This window comes from Nocardia sp. NPDC050712, assembly GCF_040654295.1.
Classification (GTDB): Bacteria; Actinomycetota; Actinomycetes; order Mycobacteriales; family Mycobacteriaceae; genus Nocardia.
Genome location: NZ_JBFAHT010000003.1, coordinates 656,183 through 674,337, shown reverse-complemented (window position 1 = coordinate 674,337; position 18,155 = coordinate 656,183). Strand labels below are relative to the sequence as shown.

Below are 18,155 nucleotides of genomic sequence, written 5' to 3'. Positions count from 1 at the left end.
CTGTGACACCGAAAAGACCCGGTGCGATACCCTGGCCGGGTGTTCTTCGTAGCTCTCGCCCTGTTCGTGCTGGCCCTCGTCGCCATCGCAACCGGCATGCTCGGGCTCACCGGCCGGCTGCCCCGCAACCGCTTCGTCGGCGTGCACACCGAGTCCGCCCTCAGCACCGAGGAGACCTTCCGCATCGCGAACCGGGTCGCCGCGCCCACCTCGATCGGTGCCGGCGCGCTGCTGTTCGCCGGTGGTCTCATCGCCTCGCAGGCCGGTGTCGTCGCCGGGCTGATCGTGGCCGTGGTCAGCGCGGCCGTGGCCCTGTTCACCCTGGGCGGTGGCGCCGTCGCGGCCGACAAGGCGATCGCGAGCCTGGTTCCGGCCCAGTCCGGGTGTGGTTCCTCCTGCGGTTCGTGCTCGCTGCGCGACACCTGCGCGCCGTCGAACTGACCGCCTTACGTGAACTTTTGGCATCGCTGACCAAAAGGTAGTGCCCAGGTGTCACGTTCTCCCGTAGCCTGACGGCAACGGCCTTCGTGGGGGAGGCCCGGATCCCTCTCGGGGAGGAACTATGACACTCGTCATCTTCGGGATTCTGCTCGGCTTCGTGGCCTTAATCGGCTTTGTGAGCGGAGAGCTGTTCGTTGGCGTGACCTGCGCGATCCTCGCTGTTCTGCTGCTGTCGCAAGCGAGCAGGTCGCGCGGTCGTAGCGGCAACCGCCGTGGGCGATCCGCGTCCTGGGGTGCCGGCGGTAGCAGCGGCGGCGCCTTCTTTTTCGGCGGCGGTAGCGACTCCGGGGGCGGTAGCGGTTGCGGTGGTGGTAGTAGCTGCGGTGGCGGGAGTAGCGGTTGCGGCGGCGGAGGTGGTTGCGGTGGCGGCAGCTGAACTTTTGGCATCGCCGACTAAAAGATAGTGCGCGCCGGCCTGGGCTTCCGTAGCCTGGCGGTAGTGGCCTTCGTGGGGGAGGCCTTCTCCTCGGGGGAGGAACCAATGGCATTCATCCTGATCATCGGCGTGTTCTGCGTTATCGGAGCGGTCGTCAACTTCATCGCGGGGGAGTTGTTCGCCGGCGCGATGTTCGTCGCCATAACGGTCGCCATGGTGTTCATCGCGATCATGTCGCGAGATGACAGTGGCGGCGGTCGTGGTCGCGGGCGGCGGCGGTCCGGTTCCTGGAGTGCCGGCGGCGGCGGCTTTTTCGGCGGCGGAGATGGTGGCGGTAGTGGCTGCGGCGGCGGGAGTAGCTGTGGCGGTGGCAGTAGCTGCGGGGGCGGCGGCGGTGGTTGCGGCGGAGGCAGCTGAAGTCAGGTCTTGCGTGTACGTATACATCTACGTATAGTCGTGTCATGCCCAATAAGACCATCTACGTTTCCGACGATGACCTGCCCCTGTTCCAGCGGGCGCAGGAACTGGTCGGCGGCAACCTCTCCGGCGCCGTGACCACGGCGCTGCGCCGGTTCATCGAACTGGAGGAGGGGCGCGAAGAGGGCTATGAGGAAGTGGTGCTCAAGGTCGGCCACAACGGCGTCCGGCAGGTGCGATTCTCCGGTGCGCTGATCGGTGAATTGCAGGACGACGACGAGCATCGCATGGCGCGCTATCGGGTGTATCGCAGCCGTAAAGGCAAATACGTGATGCACGCGCTGCTGGCCGACTGGACCGATTATCCGACCGGGCAATCCGGTAACTGGATCAAGGACCTGACGAACTGGCGGCGCATGCTCGGCGTCGGCGATCCGGACTGGGGCGACTTCGTCCTGGTGATCGTCGATTCGATCGAGGAATTGAAGGACCACCTCCCGGACAAGCTCTACACCCGGGTCGCCGACATCGCGGAGCGTCCGCCGATCGAGGAACTCGACATCTAAGGCTCCGGCCTCCCCGAAAAACACAACGCCGCACCGCAGGACGGGAGCGGTGCGGCTGAAGCATGCGTACATTCGCATCTTCTAATGAATTTCCTGGAAGGAACACCCCCATGACGAACGCGATTTTTGCGCAGGGGCTGCGAAAGTCATACGGCGACAAAGTGGTGCTCGACGGCATCGACATCGCGGTCCCCGAGGGCACCATCTACTCGCTGCTCGGCCCGAACGGCGCCGGCAAGACCACGACCGTGCAGATCCTGAGCACTCTGATCGGCCGCGACGGCGGCGAAGCCCGGGTCGCGGGGCACGACCTGGTCACCGAGGCCAACGCGGTACGCCTGGCGATCGGCGTCACCGGCCAGTTCGCGGCCGTCGACGAACTGCTCACCGGCCGCGAAAACCTGCTGCTGATGGCGGATCTGCACCATCTGCCGCGCAAGGTCGGCCGCAAACTGGCAGCGGAGCTGCTCGCGCGCTTCGATCTGGTGGACGCCGCCGACAAGCCCGCCTCCACCTACTCCGGCGGCATGACCCGGCGCCTGGATCTGGCGATGACCCTGGTCGGCGATCCGCGCATCATCTTCCTCGACGAACCGACCACCGGCCTGGACCCGCGCAGCCGCCGCTCCATGTGGGAGATCATCCGCGGCCTGGTCGACGACTACAGCGTCACGGTCTTCCTCACCACCCAGTATCTGGAGGAGGCCGACCAGCTCGCGGACCGCATCGCGGTGCTCGACCAGGGGCGCATCGTCGCGGAAGGCACCGCGGCCGAACTGAAGCGCCTCATCCCCGGCGGGCACATCCGCCTGGAGTTCGCCGACCGGAACGCGCTGGCCGCCGCGGCCGCCGCGCTCGGGACCGGCACCGCGGTGCCCGGCGCCGACGACGACCTGACCCTGGCCGTGCCCAGCGACGGCGGCGTGCAGTCACTGCGCGCCGTCCTCGATCGCCTCGACTACGAGCAGATCGAGGTCGCGGGCCTGTCCGTGCAGACGCCCACCCTCGACGACGTATTCCTCACCCTGACCGGACATTCCACCGCTGAGAAGGAGACCGTGCGATGACCACGATCACCGCACCCCGCACCGCGGGGCCCGCCCCGTTCGCCGACACCTTCACCATGCTGCGGCGAAACCTGCTGCACGCCAAGCGCTATCCGTCCATGACGTTCAGCATCGTGATCATGCCGGTGGTGCTGCTGCTGATCTTCAACTTCGTCTTCGGCGGCGCGCTGGAGGCCGGCACCGGCGGTGGCGAGTACATCGACTACCTGACCCCGGGCATGCTGCTGCTGTTGCCGGCGTATCTCACCGCCTCGATCGCGGTGTCGGTCAACACCGACACCACCAAGGGCATCGTGAATCGCTTCCGCACCATGGCGATTTCGCACTCGTCGGTGCTGACGGGCCACGTGCTGGGCTCGATGATCCAGGCGGTGCTCGGACTCGCGGCCATGGTCGGCACGGCCTTCCTGATCGGGTTCCGCCCCGACGCCAACCCGCTGGAATGGCTGGCCGCGATCGGCCTGATCGCCATGATCGTGTTCGCGCTCGGCTGGCTGTCGGTGGCGTTCGGCCTGCTCGCGCCGAATCCCGAGGGCGCGAGCAACCTGCCCTTCCCGATCATCATGCTGCCTTTCCTCGGCAGCGGTTTGGTGCCCACCGACACCATGCCGATGGGCCTGCGTCAGTTCGCCGAGTACCAGCCCTTCACCCCGTTCACCGAGACGATGCGCGGACTGCTGATGGGCAGTGAGATCGGCGCCAGCGGTGTCATCTCGGTGGGCTGGTGTGCCGTGATCGCGCTCGGCGGCTTCCTGTGGTCGAAGTCGCTGTTCCGCAAGCAGAGCCGCTGACCTCGAACACGCGACGATCCCGCCGGTCTCGGACCGGCGGGATCGTTCAGTTGCGTTCCAGCTCGATCGGGTGGGTGGCCAGCAGCGCCAGCGGCAGCGGTTGCCGGCGCAGGACATGCGCCCACAGGTCCGGGCGCCCGACGCAGATCGGGTCGGAGGGCAAGGCGGACAACACGATCCAGTCGTTGTTCTGCAATTCCCCCTCCAACTGCCCGAAGGTCCAGCCCGCGTAGCCGGCGAAGATGCGCGCGCCTTCGAGCAGCGGCGCGACCAGCCGGGGATCGGAATCGAGATCGACGAGCACCACCCGGCCGTCGACCCGGCGCAGGCCAGACACCCCGGCGATGGACGCGCCGACTCTGAGCGTGCCCAGACACAGTGCGGCATCACGTTTCACCGGCCCGCCGACGAATAATCGGTGCGGCGCGGCGGTGGCCACGTCCCAGTGCGGCAGCACATCGCGTACCGCGGTCTCGCTCGGCCGATTCAGCACCACGCCCAGGCTGCCGCCATCGTTGTGCTCGATGATGTAGACGACGGTGCGCCGGAAGGTGGGCTCGACCAGATCCGTCGCGGACACCAGCAAGGTGCCCGCACGAACCAACTGCTCGCTATGTCGGAAATCGCGCCGACGGCGGTCACCGTGTCCGCCGTGCGTTCTCCGCTCGTCCGGGTCGTCTCCGCGTGCCACCCGCACATTCTCGCAGCTGTCACCTCGATCCGCACTGGTCTGGATCCCCGGCGTTTCGGTGTGGAATTGCGAAGTAGAGTCGGCCCATGGAACTGCGCGGCGATAACCCGCCCCGCCGGCTGCGCCGGCTACCATCCCCCGAGGTCATTCTCGAAAATAGCGACGCTGTTTATGACTTCTATCTGCAGCATCGGCAGAACCGGCTGAAAGCCAAGGCCTCGTACGCGCTCCTCGGCCGGCGGTACCACCCGCGGATCAGCTACGCGCCGCAGGCCCGCGAGCAGGTGCGCGCGCTGGTGCAGTCCGGCCGCCCGCTGCTCATCGCGATCAACCATCTCTCGCAGAACGATCCGTACACGGTGGCCGCGGCCGCCTGGCGCAGTCCGTTGCGCCCCACCATCGGCAGCGTGCGGGTGCTGGCCAAGGACGAACTGTTCCTCGATCCCGAGCAGCGGCGCAAAGTCGACATGATGGGCGGAATCCCGGTATTTCGCGGGCGGGACCACGGTTTGCGCGCGGTCAACGCGGCCGGGCAACGCATGATGGACATCTGCGCGCAGCGGCTGGCGCGCTCGGAACATCTGGCCATTTTCCCCGAGGGCACCTGCAACGGGGTCGACCCGACTCAGGTGCAGGCGGTCGGAAGCGGCGTGGGGCACATCGCTTTCCGGGCGCAGAAACTCGGTGTGCAGCCGGCGCTGCTCAGTCTCGGGCTCAGCTACGGGCCGCGCCCGGATCCGGCGATCGAACCGACCAAGGAGGAGGCGAAGTCGGCCAGCTTCTATTTCGGGAATCCGATCTTCGACCTGCCCGCCAAACCCGCGGAAATCGCGCGCCTGGTCCGCATCGACCTGCAGAAAGCGCTGGACGGCGCGGTAGCGAATTACTGAGGAAGCCCCATTCTGGGGCGCGCCCACGCGGGCACCGAGGCGACGTACTCGGGATGGGTTTCGACATAGCGGCACACCGTCGGGCACATCGGCAGAATGCCGAAACCTTCTGCGCGGCTGGTGTGCAGGGCCGCCGCCAGCAGCACACCCGCGTAGTCGTGTCCCTGGTAGCCGACCTGGATTTCGGTGTGCACGAACGCGCGCTCGGACGCGGTGTCCTGATATTCGGCCCAGCCGGCGAGAGCGCCGTCGACCGAGATCTCGAAGCGGTCCAGTTGGGTGTTGTTGCGCACCTCAGTCGACATGGTTCGACGTTACTCCGCGCCGCCGCATCACGATGCCTCGCACCGCGGATCGGTGGCGCATATGTGAAATGATCTGTTCCGACTTGTCTACCGGCGCCTCGGGTGCGCAGAATGCTCTTGGTCGCGCCGCACGCTCGAGCAACGGCGGCAGGCCGGCGGAGGTACGACAATATGCGTAATTCAGCGATGCGAGCGGTGGTTCTGGTGGCCGCCGCGGGGCTCCTGGGCGGATCACTCGTCGCCGGTGCGGCCCAGGCCGCGCCCGGTCTCGAATTCGGTTCCTGCCCAGCGGGTGCGGTGACCGACGACCGCGGTGTGCAGTGCGCGGTGATCAGCGTCCCGATGGATTACGCGAACCCGGACAGCCCGCGGATCGAACTCACCGTCAGCCGGATCGCGGCCACCGGTACCCGCCGCGGCGTCATCTTCGCCAACCCGGGCGGCCCCGGCGCCGACGCCCTGGATTACTGGGCCAAGCGCACCGAGGCGCTGCCCGCCGCGCTGGCCACCGACTACGACCGGATCGCGGTGCAGCCGCGCGGATTGCGCTGGGCGACACCGCTGACCTGCCAGACCGCCGGGGAGATCAGCGGCGGCCGCGAGGAAGTCAAGCAGGCCTGCGACGCCGCGCAGCCCGGCTACCTCGACACCATCACCACCGAGAACACCGCGCGTGACCTCGAATCCGTACGCGCCGCACTGGGAGTCGAGAAGATCGCCTACCTCGGCGTCTCCTACGGCACCTACCTCGGCGCGGTCTACGCCTCGCTGTTCCCGCAGCGCGTCGACCGGATGATCCTGGATTCCAACGTGAACCCGGATTGGGTGTGGACCGAGGAATTCGCCCAGCAGCAGGTGGCCGGCAAGCAGCGCCTGGACGATCTGTTCGCCTGGATCGCCGAGCACAACGCCGAATACCGCCTGGGTGACACGCCTTTCCAGGTCTACGAGAACTGGGTGCGGCTGGTCTCGGCGCAGGGCGGCGGCTGGTACGCCAACCTCACCCCGCCACCCGCGAGCGTGGCCGATCTGCCGGGCGAGTTGCCCACGCCGCTCGCCGAACTCGCCCGCGACGGAGTCAACCTGACCATGGAGCAGGCGGGCAAGGTGCAGAACCTGGTGCGCACGCTGCTCTCCGGCGGCGCCTCGGCGCAGACGCCGATGGTCGGCGCCACCGCCGTCGCCACCTATACCCGCAGCTTCTGGCCCACCTTCGCGCGCGCCATGTCCGAGGCGCACGCCGATCCGGCGAACATCGCTCGGCTGCTGGCCCTGGAGGGCGTCACCGCCACCGACCCCACCGGCCGGTTCGTCTTCGCCGCCATCACCTGCAACGAGAACGGCATCCCCGGCAAGCCCGAACTGCTCGCCGCCGCGGCGGGCACCATCGCCACCGGCGGCAACGCCATGGACGCGCGCGCCGACCTGGTGCGCTCCGGCGCGGCCTGCGGCTCCTGGGAGCCCGTGACCAAGCCGGTCGCGCTGACCGGCGCCGACCTGCGCACCAAACCGCTGCTGCTGCAGAGCCGCCACGACGCGCTCACGAAATACGAGGGCGGCCCGGCCCTCGCGCGGGCGCTGAGCGGTGCGCTGATCACCGTCGAAGGCGGCGACCACGGCACCTTCGGCCGCGGCAACACCGTGCTCGACGACGCCGTCATGACCTATCTGCGCACCGGCCAGGTCGCTATTACCGCCGCCGACCAGGCGCCTTTGCCGAAACCCTGAACGCTTGCCGCCCGGGAAAGAAGTGCCGATTTCTGCGCTCGCGGGTGGTCGGAATCGCGGCCCCGGCGTCCAGAATGTGGTCATGGCGCGTGAATCCTCTCCCCGAGTTGTAGTGGCCCCGGACAAGTTCAAGGGGTCGCTGACCGCCCAGGAAGTGGCGGCGGCGCTGGCCGAGGGCATCCGCCGCGTCCGGCCCGAAGCCGACGTGGTCCAGGTGCCGGTCGCCGACGGCGGGGACGGCACCGTCGACGCGTTCGTGGCGGCCGGCTGGGAGCGGGTCGACCTGACCGCGCCCGGACCGACCGGCGAGCCCGGCCCGGCCGCCTACGCGATGCGGGAGCAGACCGCCGTGGTGGAACTCGCCGCGGTCGTCGGGCTGGTGAAACTGCCCGCGGATGAACCCGATCCGCTCGGGGCGAGCACCTACGGGCTCGGCGTCGTCATCGCGCACGCCCTGGCCCGCGGCGCCACCGAGATCATCATCGGTCTGGGCGGCAGCGCGTCCACGGACGGCGGCGCGGGCATGTTGCAGGCGCTCGGCGCCCGGGTGCTCGACGCCGAAGGCCGCGACCTGCCGCTCGGTGGCGCGGCGCTGGCCCAGGCCGTCCGATTCGACCGCACCGGACTCGATTCCCGCGTCGCCGCCGCGCGTTTCACCCTGGCCTGCGATGTGGACAACCCGCTGCTCGGGCCGACCGGCGCCACGGCGGTCTACGGCCCGCAGAAGGGTGTGACGGCCTCCGATCACACGATCCTCGAAGCGGCTCTGGAGAACTGGTCGCGCCTGGCCGGGCCCGGCTACGCCGAGCTGCCGGGTGCGGGCGCGGCGGGCGGCACCGGCTTCGGCGCCCTGGCCGTCCTCGGGGCGCGCATGCGCAGCGGCATCGAGGTCATCCTCGAGCTCTTGGACTTCCCGGCCCAGGTCAAGGGTGCGGCGCTGGCGATCACCGGCGAAGGGTCGCTGGACGAGCAGAGCCTGCACGGCAAGGCGCCCATCGGCGTCTGCGCGGTAGCCCGGGCCGCCGGTGTCCCGGTCGTGGCCGCCGCGGGGCGTACCACCTTGGACCCCGCGGCGATCCAGGACGCGGGCTTCACCGCCTGCTATCCGCTGTCCGAGCTGGAACCGGATACGGCCCGCTCGATGGCCGCGGCCGCGGAACTACTGCACACGGTCGGGGAGCGGATCGCGACCGAACACCTGGCGGACTAGGGATCCAGCCGGGAGCGCAGCAGGCAGAACTCGTTGCCCTCCGGGTCGGCGAGCACATGCCAGGACTCTGCGCCGGACTGGCCGATGTCGACCGGGCGGGCGCCGAGCGCGAGCAGGCGCTGCAATTCCACCGCTTGGTCGACGTCGGTCGGGTTGACATCCCAGTGCAGCCGCAGCTTGCCGACCTTCGGCTCGGTGATCGGGCTCAGCAGGATCGTCGGCTGCAGGCCTCCGAACCCCGCTTCGGGCCCGATCTCGATGCTGCCGTCCGTATCCCGTTCGAGCACCCGATAGTCGAGTACCGCGCACCAAAACCGCGCCAGCGTCTCGGGATCGTGACAGTCCAGAACCAGTTCACTCATGCGACAAGCCATGAGCCGACGTTACTAACTCGCGGAAGCGAGGGTGCCGAGCAGTTCGCGGCGGTTCTGGTCGCCCCAGGTTTCCAGGGGGAGCAGCGCGACGCGGAGGGTTTCGCCGAGCGGGGTGAGGGAGTATTCGACGCGCGGCGGGACCTCGGGGAAGACCTCGCGGTGCAGGACGCCGTAGGACTCAAGCTGGCGCAGGTTCTCGGCGAGCACCTTCTCGCTGACGCCGTCGAGGAGGCGGCGGATCTCGCCGAAGCGCTTCGGCCCGTCGCCCAGCACCCACATCATGTGCAGTTTCCACTTGCCGCCGACCACGTCGATCGCGACGGTCATGCCGCATACGTCGTGATCCACGTCACTGTTCGCCGTCATCGCGTCCTCCTGACCAGATTCCCTACGTAGAGGTTAGTAGCCCCACCTCCACGTGCGGTCTTGTCGACTCTACCTGCGCGGATGAGTATCGGTTCCACCAGCAGCGAACCAGAACCGAAGGGGCACACAATGTCCGAGCAGTCCGCGATCCGCTCCGTTTCCGTGATCGGATTGGGCCCGATGGGCCAGGCCATGGTCCGGGCCTTCCTGCGGGCCGGGGTCGAGGTGACCGTGTGGAACCGCAGCGCCGACAAGGCCGAGGCCATGGTCGAATTGGGCGCCGTGCGCGCGGCCACCGTCGCCGAGGCGCTGGACGCGAACGAGGTGACCGTCCTCAGCCTCACGCACTACGCCGCCATGTACGACGTCCTCGGCCCGGCGGTGGACCATCTGCCGGGCAAGGTCATCGCGAACCTCTCGTCGGACTCGCCGGACAAAGCGCGCGCCGGGGCGACCTGGGTCCGGTCGCACGGCGCGGAATTCCTGTCCGGCGGCGTGATGTCCGCGGGCGACGTGATCGACCACCCCGCGTCCTACATCTTCTACAGCGGACCGCGGGCGGTCTTCGACGCGCACGCCGATCTGCTGCGCCCGCTGAGCCCCGCGGAATACCTCGGCGCCGACGACGGCCTGGCCCAGATCTTCTACCAGGCCCTGCTGATCACCTTCCACCCCTGGCTGATCGCCTTCGACCAGGCCCTGGCCACCATCGCCAACTCCGGCCACGACGTCGAGCAGTTCCTGCCCTACGCCCAGCGCTCCAGCGCGGCGTATCCGCACTTCATGGCGGTGTCGGTGCAGGCGGCCAAGGCCGGCGGCTGGGGTGACCTGGCCTCGTTCAAGATGATGGACGCCGGCGCGCAGCACATCATCGACGCCAGCGAGGAAGTCGGCGTCGACGCGGTCTTCTCCCATGCCGCGCAAGCGCTGTGGCGCAAGGCGGTCGCCGAGTCGGAAACCTCCGGCCGGCCGGTTTCGATCTATCAGCTGCTGGGCGCCGAGGCATGAGGGCCACCGTGATCGGCCTGGGCCCGATGGGCCAGGCCATGGTCCGGGTCCTGCTCGCGGCCGGCGTCGAGGTGACCGTCTGGAATCGCACGGCCGCCAAGGCCGACGCCATGGCCGCAATCGGCGCCCGCCGGGCCGAGACGGTCGCAGCGGCGCTGGCCGCGTCCGAGGTCACGGTCCTGAGCCTGACTCACTACGCCGCCATGTACGACGTACTGACGCCGGCCGCAAAGCACCTGCCGGGCAAGGTGATCGTCAATGTGTCCTCGGATTCCCCAACGGCCACCCGGGCGGGTGCGGCCTGGGTCCGCGGTCACGGCGGCGAATTCCTGTGCGGTGGTGTGATGGCGCAGAGTGACGGCCTCACGCTGCCGTCGTCCTATCTCTTCTACAGCGGACCGCGCGCGGTCTTCGAGCAGCACCGTGCGGTGCTGCGCCCGCTCGGCGTGCCGGAGTACCTGGGTGCCGACGACGGTCTGGCCCAGCTGTACTACCAGGCGGTGCTGACGGTCTTCCTGCCCTGGCTGCTCGGTTTCGAACAGGCGCTGGCCACCATCGACCGGGCCGGCCAGGACATCGCCCACTTCCTGCCCTACGCGCAGCGGGCGCTGGACGGCGCGGACGATTTCTACGCCGGGATGGCCGCGGCCGCGCAGGCCGGTGGCTGGGGTGACCTGGGCAACCTGCGGATGATGGCGGCCGGGGCCGAGCATGTCATCGCGACCGGCAGCGGGGTCGGCGTCGACACCTCGCTCACCGAAGCGGCGCACGCTTTCTGGCGGCGGGCGGTCGCGGCCAGTGAGATCGCGGGACGGCCCGTCCCCACCTACGAACTCCTGCGCGATCCCCGATGACTCAGGCGGATTCGGTGGCCGAGCCGAGGCGGGCGAAGGGGGCGGTGGAGAAGATGACCTCCACCGCCACGTCGAAATAGGTGGCGATGCGCAGGGCCAAGTGCAGGCTGGGGCTGTACTCGCCGCGCTCCAGGTAGCCGACCGTCTGGTAGTGCACGCCGAGCGCGTCGGCGAGTTCGCGGCGGGAGATGCCGCGTTCGGCACGCAACATCGCGATCCGGTTGTAGATGACCTCAGTCGTCACGTTCGTAGCATAGCTACTACATTTCATCGCGCTACTGCGCTGCGGTCAACGTCACTCCGGATAAAAGAGAGCAGTGCTCTTGACTTGCTGACGCCTGCCGTGCGAGGCTGTTCACAACAGAGAGCAGTGCTCACAAATAGGAGTCGTCATGAACGCCAGCAGCCGCTACATCGCCCCCACCGGCTTCGAGCCGATCATGAACCGGATCGCCAACCTGCTGCCCAAGTACGGCATCAGCGTGATGAATTCGCGCCTGCTCGCGGTGCGCGGTCGCAAGAGCGGGGAATGGCGGACCACCATGGTGAACCTGATGGTGGACACCGACGGCGCGCGCTACCTGGTCGCGCCGCGCGGGCAGACCCAGTGGGTGAAGAACCTGCGGGTGCTCGGCGGCGGCGAACTGCGCCTGGGCCGCAAGACCGAGGAGTTCACCGCGACCGAGGTGGCCGACGCCGACAAGGTCCCGCTGCTGCGCCTGTACCTGAAGAAGTGGGGCTGGGAGGTCGGCAAGTTCTTCGAGGGCATCACCAAGGACGCGACCGATGCCGAACTGGCCGCGATCGCACCGGGATTCCCGGTCTTCCGGGTCAGCTGACCCGGGTGGCCAGGAATTCGACGGCCGCCGCGTACCCCCGGATGCCCATACCCGCGATCACCGCGGTCGCGATCGGGGAGACGAAGGAGTGGTGCCGGAACTCCTCGCGGGCGTGCACATTGCTGATGTGCACCTCCACGATCGGCACCTCCGGAATCACCAGCGCGTCCCGCAGCGCGACCGAGGTGTGGGTGAGACCGCCGGGATTGATCACGATCGCGGCCTCGGCGCCCCGCGCCGCGTGGATCCGATCGATCAGGACACCTTCGGAATTCGACTGGAACGCCCGGATCTCGCGCCCGAACCGGGCCGCCGTCCGCTCGCACAGGGCGACCACGTCGTCGAGCGTGGCCGCGCCGTACACGTCGGGCTGGCGGGTGCCGAGCATGTTCAGGTTCGGGCCGTTGAGCACCAGGATCGGACCGTCGGAAGCCATACGGTCACCCTAGTTCAGAGACCCTGCGGCCCCTCGGCGCGCAGGTCGTCGACCTTGCGCATGGCCGAACGCAGCTCCCCGAGCCACTCCTCGGCGTGCTTGCCGGCCAGCTTCACCGTCCAGGCCAGCGCGTCCGACCGGGACCGGGCCACGCCCGAGTCGACCAGGGTGTCGAGCACCTTGCGCTCGGGCTGACGCAGCCGCGTCATCACGGGCACCGACATATTGGTGAAGACGAAGCGTTCGCCGTCGACCGAGACGCCCCACGCGACATTGCGCCCGTAGCGGTGCTGGGCCTCGCCGGCGATCTGCATCCGAGCCGGGCGGGTCGATTCCCGGAACCGCGAGATGGCTCCCTCCTTGGTGGCCTGGGGCACCTCCTCGGTCGGCGCGTCCGACGCCGCGTCGGTGATCACCTCGGTCTTCTCCACCTTCGGCATCGGCAGTTCGCCGATCACCACGATTTCGTCGCGATCGATCTCGATGACCGGCGGCCCGCTGAACCACTCGCTGGGCAAACGACCCGCGAACCAATCCGGGACATCCGCCGGATCGGGGAGGTCGGCCTGTTGCCAACCGCCGGGTCTACCGAAACCACGTCCCCGGTGTTCGTGCCGCATGGGGAGTCACCTTCTTCTCGCTGGGCGCTGCCGGAAGGCCTTCAGCGCTGCTGTGTTTCATTGATTACAACATTACGTCGCAATCGAATACCTGAGTTCCGCTTTGCGTGAACAGGTTTGGGCGGGGGTATTCAAGGGGGCAGGTCGCCCACGGCAGGCTGGCGAGCCGGTACGGTGGCAGCGCCAGTTATCGCCTTGTGACTGGACACCGTTCATGATCGGCACATCGGGACCCGGCTATCGGGCACAATTGGATGCTGAGCGTGTGTAACGTCCGGCAGTCCGCGGGGCGGCGCGGTAATGGTCCTGTCAGGTACGGTGATCTTGTTACTGGAGTGACAAGAGTGAAGAGTGGGCGAATGGATGAGTGGGGATCCCGCCGCTTTCGCGTCCGGAGCGCAGTAGCACTCGCGGGGGTGGCGGCTGTACTGATGGGCACGGTCTCGTGCGCCGAGGAAAAGGCGCCCAACGAGCCCGAGGCCGTCGTCGACCGCTTCACCGATCTGCTCGACGACCGCGATTACACCAAGGCGGCGCAACTTACGTCGTACCCGACGGCGGCCACGGCAACCTTGAAGCAAATGTTCGAGGGGCTGGATCCGGGCACCGCCGACTACGAGAAATCCCAGTTCATCAACCTGGGCGCCAACGAGGGCATTTTCAGCCTGGACGCCAATTGGAACTTCGGTGACAAGAAGGACTGGAAATACAGCCTGCAGGGCACGGTGCGCAAGCTCGCCATCGGCTGGCGCATTTCCTGGGAACCCAACCTGGTCATGCCGCAGCTGGAGAACAACCGCACCGTGAAACTGGTGCGCACCACCCCGACACCCGCGCCGAAGGTCGTCGACCTGGTCGGCGCGCCGCTGATGCACGAGCAGCCGATCAACGTCATCAAGCTCGACCCGTCGAAGATGGGCGACCCGGGCGCCTCGGCGAACGCGCTGGCCGCGGTCATCGAGCCGGTCGCGCCGCTGATCACCGGTGATGCCCTGCTGCAGCAGCTCTCGACCTCGCAGGGCAAGCCCGTCGTCGCGGTGAACCTGCGCGAACCCGACTTCGAGATCCTGGAACCGCGCATGGCGCCGATCCCCGGGGTGGTGATGGAGAAGCAGCAGCGCCTGATCTCCTCCGACCGCCGGGTCTGGTCGCCCATGCTGGACGCGTTGCGCAAGGTGCAGCAGGACAGCCAGGAACAGCATTCCGGCTGGGGCGTGCACATTTTCGAACCGGACGGCAGATTCGTGACCCAGGTGGCCGGCGTGCAGGGCCCGCCCGGCCCGGACGTCGGGGCCACCATGGACCAGCGTTTGCAGCGCGCCGCCGAGGACGCCGTGGTCAGCGTCGCCTCACCCACCTCGGTCGTGGCGATCCAGCCCTCCAGCGGCGCGGTGGTCGCGGTCGCGCAGAACAGCCAGGCCAGCGAGCACGGGCCGGTCGCGTTCACCGGCCTCTACCCGGCGGGCGGCAATATCGAACTGTTCCGCGCCATCGCCGCGGTGAGCAAGAACAAACCGCCGCAGGACATCACGGTGCCCGAGGCGGCCGAGGCCGCGAGCCGGCTCGGCATCGGCATCGACTATCAGGTGCCCGGCCTGGACGAGGTCACCGGCCGGCTGGCCATCGCGGGCCGCAGCGCCGAGCAGGTCAAGCAGGGCGGCGGCGCCGACGCGGTGCTCGCGAGCCCGTTCGGCATGGCGATCGCGGCCGCCGCGATCGCGCGCGGCGAGGTGCCCGCGCCGATGATCGAGGCCGGCAAGCCCAGTAGCACCGACGCCAAACTCGAACCGCTGCACGGCCCCGTCGTCGACCGGTTGCGCGCGATGCTGCGCGAGGGGGTCGGCCGGCCCGAAATGGCGAGCCTGCGCGCCTTCCCGGATCTCGCGGGTTACGCGGTGCGAGCCGGTGAGGACGGCTGGGTCATCGCCACCGTGGGCGATCTGGCCTTCGCCGTCCACGTCGACAACGCGGACAGCGGCGACATGGCGGCCAAGGTGGCCGCGCGCATGCTGCAATCGCTGGCCTCGCCCGAGACCTGAGTCAGTTCAGCGCCTTGACGGCGGCGCGCCAGCCGAGCAGGAACAGCGCGAGCACGGTGGCCGCGACGATGACGAAACTCAGCGCCGTGCCCTGGCCGCCGACCACCCGCAGCAGCATGCCGCCGCCCAGCGTGCCCAGCCACACCAGGATGCCGGTGGGCCACAGCGCGGTTCCGTCGAAGCGAGCGCCGTCCAGAATCCGGCCGGCGACCAGGTAGGCCACCGCCCAGCCGATCGCGAGCCCGATGGCGAACGGCCACAGCGTTTTCAGCAGCCCGGTCAGCACCGCCTCGTCGTGGCTGCGCCGCCCGATGACGCAGAAGAGGATCACCAGCAGTAGATCAACCACCAATGGCATCAGTTTCTTCACCCGGGTCAGGGTAGTGCGGTGCGGACCCGGGCCCGCTGGCACCTCTCAGAATCGGCGCTGCTGCTCGAATTCCTTCTCGAACTCGGCGTCGTCGGCCTGCGGGGTGCGGAACAGGAACGCGAACACGATCCAGCCGGCGATCGCGACCAGGATGAAGCTGACCAGCCGGTAGACGAACGCGGCGGCGACCGCCTGCACCGCGGGCAGACCGGCCCCGACGGTGAGGCTGTAGATCAGGGTGGCGTCGACGTAGACGATGCCGCCGGGCGCGAACGGGATGGAGCCCACCGCTTTTCCGGCGGTGAAGGCGAGCAGCAGACCGGCCCAGCGGGGGTCGGCGCCGACGGCGTAGCAGGCCGCGCCGAGACAGGCCACGTCGGCGATGCGGTGCATCAGCGCCCACACCGTGACCATGACGCCGTCGCGCTTGCGCAGGTCCACCGAGTCCAGCTGCCCCAGCACCTCGCTGACCTTGTCCACGCCCTGCTCCACCGGACGCTTGCGCAGCCGGTTGACGAATCCGAGCAGCCGGCGCAGCACGGCCTCCAGGCCGCCGGGATGTTTCGCGACGTAGTTGGCGGCCCAGACCAGCGCCACCACACCGGCCAGCGAGAGGATCAGTTTGAAGGGCCCGATGGAACTACCGACCAGCAGCGCCCCGCCGACGCCGAGCAGGGCCAGGCCCGCGGCCGCGACAACCCCGGAGATGACCAGCTGCCAGGAGGCGACCAGTGGGCTGGCGCCCCAGCGGCGCGTCTGGCGGTAGGTGAAGGCGGTGGAAAAGACTTGGCCAGCGGGCAATGTCACCGACATGGCGGTGGCGCCGTAGACAACGGCCACCGAGCGGCGCTGGGATACTTCCACCCCGCCGGCGCGCAGCAATTGCTTCTGCACCCGGCCGAAACCGCTCATGGAAACTGCTTGCAATGCGATACAGAGGACGAGCCAACCCCAATGGATTTCGCTGAGACTCTGCCAGGACTCGTGCAATCTGGGCCATAGATAGATGCCCTCGGCGAGCAGCAGCGCGACCAGCGCGAGCCCGAGCACCCCTTTGAGCCACCGGAATCTGCTTCGTCTGGGCGACATCACCGGCGGCCCGGGTGCGGGCCCGCCCGCTAGTTCACCGTTGGCCGTCACGCGGTCAGCCTAACGAACGAGCCTTTTCACTGTCTGCATCGGCGTGCGGCAGGTCGGGCTCCTCCGGCCAGGCGAGACGCGTTTTCCGGCGCCGTCCGCGCAACTGCACCTCGTCGCCGGAGACCCAGAAGTCCTGTTCACTTTCGTCGGCGAAATACAGCGCGCTGCCGGAGGTGAGCACCCGGCCCGGCTGATCCTTGGCCAGCTCGGTCAGCCGGGAGGCCTCGTTGACCGGGTCGCCGATCACGGTGTACTCGAAGCGGTTCGCGGCGCCGATATTGCCGGCCACCGCGAGCCCGGCCGACACGCCGATGCCGATATCGAGCCCGGGGACCTCCCGCAGCGCTTCGCGCAGTTCGCGGGCCGCGGCCAGGGCCGCGGTCGGGGCGTCGGGCCGGTCCAGGGGCGCGCCGAAGATGGCGAGCGCGGCGTCGCCGACGAACTTGTTGACGAAACCGTGGTGCCGGTCGATCACGTCGACGACGATCCGGAAGAACTCGTTGAGCAGGCTGACCACCTCGGTCGGCGGGCGCTCGGCGGCGGCCGCGGTGGAGCCGACCATGTCGACGAAAAGCACCGCCACGAACCTGGTCTCGCCACCCAGCTCGGTGCCGTAGTCCAGGGCGCGCTGGGCCACTTCCTCGCCGACGTGCTGACCGAACAGCTCCTGCAGCTGGCGGCGCTTGGCCGCCTCCTCCATCATCCGGTTGAAACCGACCTGCAGCAGCCCGATCTCGGAGCCGTCGAACACCTCGACCTGAACGTCGCGCGCGCCCTCCTGCACCCGGTTGATGGCTTGGGACAGCTGGCGCACCGGGTCGGTGATGCTGGAACCGGTCAGCATGGACAGCGCCAGCGCCTGCATGATCACCACACCGGAGAGCAGCAGGATGGAGATCGCCAGCGACTGCGCCGAGAACTTCACATCCGAGGTGATCTGGGTGACGCAGAGCAGCACGATCGCGATGGTCGGGGCGAAAGTGCCCATGCCCCAGGTCATCGCCATCCGGGTGCCGACGCCCGGGGTCAGGGTGTGATCGAAGGTGCCCTCGGTCAGCGCTTGGGCCGCGACCGGGCGCAGGATGCGCTCGCCGAGCATGTAGGTGAAGCCGAACACGATGGTGGCGGCCATGCATTCGGTGACGATCACCGCGCCCGCCAGCTCGGGTGTCCGGGAGATGATCAGGGTGGCCAGCACCGCGCCGCCGATCAGCCACAGCGCCAGGTGCACGATCGACTGCCGCAGCGGCGCGTGCAACGCGGCCATCTGTTCCTGGCGGCTCGGCGGCCCGCCGCGCACCTGCCAGCGCATCACCGGCCGCAGCATCAGCGCCGACGCGGCCAGGCTGAGCAGCCCGCCGGTGATGAACACCACGCCGGGCACCAGCAGGCCGGTGCGCCGGGCGCCGGTCGGCTCGCCCTCGGGGACGGGCAGGCCGTACTCGATGAAGGCCCAGACCAGGACCGCGCCGAAGGCATTGGCGAGCAGCATCGAGGTCAGGTACAGCGGCCAGCGCGTGCGCATGGTCTGCTTGACCGCCTGCAGTGCGGGATTCGCGCCGCTCGC

22 protein-coding genes are annotated in these 18,155 nt (G+C 68.7%); 12 read left to right on the top strand and 10 right to left on the bottom strand.

What is annotated here, in order from left to right:
- Positions 1–39 precede the first annotated feature (39 nt).
- The 5 genes from AB0H76_RS23565 (at position 40) to AB0H76_RS23545 (ending at position 3,718) form a co-directional block, all read left to right on the top strand.
- Entirely contained in the window at positions 40–441 is a 402-nt protein-coding gene (locus tag AB0H76_RS23565) for an SdpI family protein (protein ID WP_357327743.1), read from the top strand.
- A gap of 541 nt (positions 442–982) precedes the next feature.
- On the top strand, positions 983–1,294 hold the full coding sequence (locus tag AB0H76_RS23560; protein ID WP_357327740.1) for a hypothetical protein: 312 nt from the start codon (positions 983–985) through the stop codon (positions 1,292–1,294).
- Positions 1,295–1,338: 44 nt separating this feature from the next.
- Positions 1,339–1,860, top strand: coding sequence for an EXLDI protein (locus tag AB0H76_RS23555; RefSeq protein ID WP_357327737.1), 522 nt, complete (start codon positions 1,339–1,341; stop codon positions 1,858–1,860).
- Positions 1,861–1,970: 110 nt separating this feature from the next.
- Entirely contained in the window at positions 1,971–2,927 is a 957-nt protein-coding gene (locus AB0H76_RS23550) for an ATP-binding cassette domain-containing protein (RefSeq protein ID WP_357327734.1), read from the top strand.
- Positions 2,924–3,718, top strand: a complete 795-nt coding sequence (locus AB0H76_RS23545; RefSeq protein WP_357327731.1) for an ABC transporter permease — start codon at positions 2,924–2,926, stop codon at positions 3,716–3,718. The genes AB0H76_RS23550 and AB0H76_RS23545 overlap by 4 nt, the downstream gene beginning before the upstream one ends.
- Before the next feature lie 46 nt (positions 3,719–3,764).
- Here AB0H76_RS23545 and AB0H76_RS23540 read toward each other — a convergent pair whose 3' ends face one another.
- Entirely contained in the window at positions 3,765–4,409 is a 645-nt protein-coding gene (locus AB0H76_RS23540) for a YqgE/AlgH family protein (RefSeq protein ID WP_357327728.1), read from the bottom strand.
- Between the two features lie 86 nt (positions 4,410–4,495).
- On the opposite strand from AB0H76_RS23540, the gene AB0H76_RS23535 reads away from it, so the two are divergent.
- The gene (locus AB0H76_RS23535; protein WP_357327725.1) at positions 4,496–5,299 is read left to right on the top strand and encodes a 1-acyl-sn-glycerol-3-phosphate acyltransferase; all 804 of its coding nucleotides are present in this window, start codon (positions 4,496–4,498) and stop codon (positions 5,297–5,299) included.
- On the opposite strand, the gene AB0H76_RS23530 is transcribed toward AB0H76_RS23535, so the two are convergent.
- Positions 5,293–5,604 (bottom strand): GNAT family N-acetyltransferase, encoded by a 312-nt coding sequence (locus AB0H76_RS23530; RefSeq protein ID WP_357327722.1) that lies wholly within the window; start codon positions 5,602–5,604, stop codon positions 5,293–5,295. The genes AB0H76_RS23535 and AB0H76_RS23530 overlap by 7 nt on opposite strands.
- Positions 5,605–5,775: 171 nt before the next feature.
- On the opposite strand from AB0H76_RS23530, the gene AB0H76_RS23525 reads away from it, so the two are divergent.
- Complete coding sequence (locus AB0H76_RS23525; protein ID WP_357327719.1) at positions 5,776–7,332, top strand: alpha/beta fold hydrolase; 1,557 nt, start codon at positions 5,776–5,778, stop codon at positions 7,330–7,332.
- A gap of 82 nt (positions 7,333–7,414) precedes the next feature.
- Positions 7,415–8,542: a glycerate kinase gene (locus tag AB0H76_RS23520; RefSeq protein ID WP_357327716.1), complete on the top strand. Its 1,128-nt coding sequence runs from the start codon at positions 7,415–7,417 to the stop codon at positions 8,540–8,542.
- Here the strand turns inward: AB0H76_RS23520 and AB0H76_RS23515 are convergent.
- Both AB0H76_RS23515 and AB0H76_RS23510 read right to left on the bottom strand, forming a co-directional pair.
- Positions 8,539–8,916 (bottom strand): VOC family protein, encoded by a 378-nt coding sequence (locus tag AB0H76_RS23515; RefSeq protein ID WP_357327713.1) that lies wholly within the window; start codon positions 8,914–8,916, stop codon positions 8,539–8,541. The two genes, AB0H76_RS23520 and AB0H76_RS23515, sit on opposite strands and share 4 nt — an antisense overlap.
- Positions 8,917–8,928: 12 nt before the next feature.
- A complete protein-coding gene (locus AB0H76_RS23510) occupies positions 8,929–9,282 on the bottom strand; it encodes a helix-turn-helix domain-containing protein (protein WP_357327710.1) in 354 nt (117 codons plus the stop codon).
- 129 nt (positions 9,283–9,411) lie between these two features.
- Between AB0H76_RS23510 and AB0H76_RS23505 the strand changes: the two genes are divergently transcribed.
- Entirely contained in the window at positions 9,412–10,290 is an 879-nt protein-coding gene (locus AB0H76_RS23505; RefSeq protein ID WP_357327707.1) for an NAD(P)-binding domain-containing protein, read from the top strand.
- Entirely contained in the window at positions 10,287–11,144 is an 858-nt protein-coding gene (locus AB0H76_RS23500; RefSeq protein WP_357327704.1) for an NAD(P)-binding domain-containing protein, read from the top strand. Before AB0H76_RS23505 ends, AB0H76_RS23500 begins: the two co-directional genes overlap by 4 nt.
- A gap of 1 nt (position 11,145) precedes the next feature.
- On the opposite strand, the gene AB0H76_RS23495 is transcribed toward AB0H76_RS23500, so the two are convergent.
- A complete protein-coding gene (locus AB0H76_RS23495) occupies positions 11,146–11,388 on the bottom strand; it encodes a helix-turn-helix transcriptional regulator (RefSeq protein WP_357327701.1) in 243 nt (80 codons plus the stop codon).
- A 148-nt stretch (positions 11,389–11,536) separates the two neighbouring features.
- On the opposite strand from AB0H76_RS23495, the gene AB0H76_RS23490 reads away from it, so the two are divergent.
- Complete coding sequence (locus tag AB0H76_RS23490; RefSeq protein WP_357327699.1) at positions 11,537–11,983, top strand: nitroreductase/quinone reductase family protein; 447 nt, start codon at positions 11,537–11,539, stop codon at positions 11,981–11,983.
- Here the strand turns inward: AB0H76_RS23490 and aroQ are convergent.
- Both aroQ and AB0H76_RS23480 read right to left on the bottom strand, forming a co-directional pair.
- Positions 11,976–12,419 (bottom strand): type II 3-dehydroquinate dehydratase, encoded by a 444-nt coding sequence (gene aroQ, locus AB0H76_RS23485; protein ID WP_357327695.1) that lies wholly within the window; start codon positions 12,417–12,419, stop codon positions 11,976–11,978. The two genes, AB0H76_RS23490 and aroQ, sit on opposite strands and share 8 nt — an antisense overlap.
- A gap of 14 nt (positions 12,420–12,433) precedes the next feature.
- The gene (locus tag AB0H76_RS23480) at positions 12,434–13,039 is read right to left on the bottom strand and encodes a hypothetical protein (protein ID WP_357327692.1); all 606 of its coding nucleotides are present in this window, start codon (positions 13,037–13,039) and stop codon (positions 12,434–12,436) included.
- 416 nt (positions 13,040–13,455) lie between these two features.
- Between AB0H76_RS23480 and AB0H76_RS23475 the strand changes: the two genes are divergently transcribed.
- The gene (locus tag AB0H76_RS23475; RefSeq protein WP_357327689.1) at positions 13,456–15,078 is read left to right on the top strand and encodes an NTF2-like N-terminal transpeptidase domain-containing protein; all 1,623 of its coding nucleotides are present in this window, start codon (positions 13,456–13,458) and stop codon (positions 15,076–15,078) included.
- Between the two features lies 1 nt (position 15,079).
- On the opposite strand, the gene AB0H76_RS23470 is transcribed toward AB0H76_RS23475, so the two are convergent.
- Genes AB0H76_RS23470 through AB0H76_RS23460 form a run of 3 tightly spaced genes read right to left on the bottom strand, consistent with a single transcriptional unit; the run spans position 15,080 to position 18,113 of the window.
- Positions 15,080–15,448 carry a DUF3054 domain-containing protein gene (locus tag AB0H76_RS23470; protein ID WP_357327686.1) on the bottom strand — a complete coding sequence of 123 codons (369 nt, stop codon included), beginning with the start codon at positions 15,446–15,448 and terminating at the stop codon, positions 15,080–15,082.
- Positions 15,449–15,493: 45 nt separating this feature from the next.
- Positions 15,494–16,588, bottom strand: a complete 1,095-nt coding sequence (locus AB0H76_RS23465) for a YbhN family protein (RefSeq protein WP_357327683.1) — start codon at positions 16,586–16,588, stop codon at positions 15,494–15,496.
- Between the two features lie 4 nt (positions 16,589–16,592).
- On the bottom strand, positions 16,593–18,113 hold the full coding sequence (locus AB0H76_RS23460; protein WP_357329838.1) for an adenylate/guanylate cyclase domain-containing protein: 1,521 nt from the start codon (positions 18,111–18,113) through the stop codon (positions 16,593–16,595).
- Positions 18,114–18,155 lie beyond the last annotated feature (42 nt).

Excerpts from the sequence above, each read along its gene's own strand:
- AB0H76_RS23560 (WP_357327740.1), top strand. The coding sequence starts at position 983 with ATGGCATTCATCCTGATCATCGGCGTGTTCTGCGTTATCGGAGCGGTC.
- AB0H76_RS23555 (WP_357327737.1), top strand. The coding sequence starts at position 1,339 with ATGCCCAATAAGACCATCTACGTTTCCGACGATGACCTGCCCCTGTTC.
- AB0H76_RS23550 (WP_357327734.1), top strand. The coding sequence starts at position 1,971 with ATGACGAACGCGATTTTTGCGCAGGGGCTGCGAAAGTCATACGGCGAC.
- AB0H76_RS23545 (WP_357327731.1), top strand. The coding sequence starts at position 2,924 with ATGACCACGATCACCGCACCCCGCACCGCGGGGCCCGCCCCGTTCGCC.
- AB0H76_RS23535 (WP_357327725.1), top strand. The coding sequence starts at position 4,496 with ATGGAACTGCGCGGCGATAACCCGCCCCGCCGGCTGCGCCGGCTACCA.
- AB0H76_RS23530 (WP_357327722.1), bottom strand. The coding sequence starts at position 5,604 with ATGTCGACTGAGGTGCGCAACAACACCCAACTGGACCGCTTCGAGATC.
- AB0H76_RS23525 (WP_357327719.1), top strand. The coding sequence starts at position 5,776 with ATGCGTAATTCAGCGATGCGAGCGGTGGTTCTGGTGGCCGCCGCGGGG.
- AB0H76_RS23520 (WP_357327716.1), top strand. The coding sequence starts at position 7,415 with ATGGCGCGTGAATCCTCTCCCCGAGTTGTAGTGGCCCCGGACAAGTTC.
- AB0H76_RS23515 (WP_357327713.1), bottom strand. The coding sequence starts at position 8,916 with ATGGCTTGTCGCATGAGTGAACTGGTTCTGGACTGTCACGATCCCGAG.
- AB0H76_RS23510 (WP_357327710.1), bottom strand. The coding sequence starts at position 9,282 with ATGACGGCGAACAGTGACGTGGATCACGACGTATGCGGCATGACCGTC.
- AB0H76_RS23505 (WP_357327707.1), top strand. The coding sequence starts at position 9,412 with ATGTCCGAGCAGTCCGCGATCCGCTCCGTTTCCGTGATCGGATTGGGC.
- AB0H76_RS23500 (WP_357327704.1), top strand. The coding sequence starts at position 10,287 with ATGAGGGCCACCGTGATCGGCCTGGGCCCGATGGGCCAGGCCATGGTC.
- AB0H76_RS23490 (WP_357327699.1), top strand. The coding sequence starts at position 11,537 with ATGAACGCCAGCAGCCGCTACATCGCCCCCACCGGCTTCGAGCCGATC.
- aroQ (WP_357327695.1), bottom strand. The coding sequence starts at position 12,419 with ATGGCTTCCGACGGTCCGATCCTGGTGCTCAACGGCCCGAACCTGAAC.
- AB0H76_RS23480 (WP_357327692.1), bottom strand. The coding sequence starts at position 13,039 with ATGCGGCACGAACACCGGGGACGTGGTTTCGGTAGACCCGGCGGTTGG.
- AB0H76_RS23460 (WP_357329838.1), bottom strand. The coding sequence starts at position 18,113 with ATGCGCACGCGCTGGCCGCTGTACCTGACCTCGATGCTGCTCGCCAAT.